This window comes from Ruminiclostridium hungatei (assembly GCF_002051585.1).
Lineage (GTDB): Bacteria > Bacillota > Clostridia > Acetivibrionales > DSM-1351 > Ruminiclostridium > Ruminiclostridium hungatei.
In genome coordinates, this window is record NZ_MZGX01000098.1 from 1 (window position 1) to 525 (window position 525).

Annotated in this window: 1 protein-coding gene; it reads left to right on the forward strand. The window is 39.8% G+C overall.

Going from position 1 to position 525, the window contains the following annotated elements:
- Positions 1-525, forward strand: a 525-nt coding sequence (locus CLHUN_RS22320; protein ID WP_165755838.1) for a hypothetical protein, incomplete at both ends; no start/stop codon positions are given.

Genomic DNA, 525 nt, shown 5'->3' on the forward strand with positions numbered 1-525 from the left:
AATATGACAATACCTGTATAAACGGACAGGGCATTGTTTCTCAATATGTCTTGCAGTATAAGGACGGCATAAAAAAGTATTTTGCCGCTGACGGAAGACTGCTGAAGAAGGTGGACAGATTCGGCAACGCCATAGAATACCAGCACACACTGATTAATAATTATCCCGTTGTCACCAGGATAATTGATTCCCTGAACCGTGAAGTCACAATAAATTATAATTTTGCCCATTTGCAGGTGGTGGTAAATGCTCCTGATGACAAAAGGATTGTCTATTCCCTGGCTCAGGAGTATCAGCACTATAACCCCAACAAGGAAAACGAACTGATTTATACCTACGGATATCTTGTTACAGAACGCAAGGACTTTGAAAACAGGTCTGTAAAATACCAGTATACATATAGAGACGATTTATACATGAGAGGGGATTCCGTTTGTATTTACCCTGCCTCAATGAAGAAGTTAAATAAAATAACATATCCCACCGGAGCATACACCGAATACACATATAAGGGAGTCTTCAGAT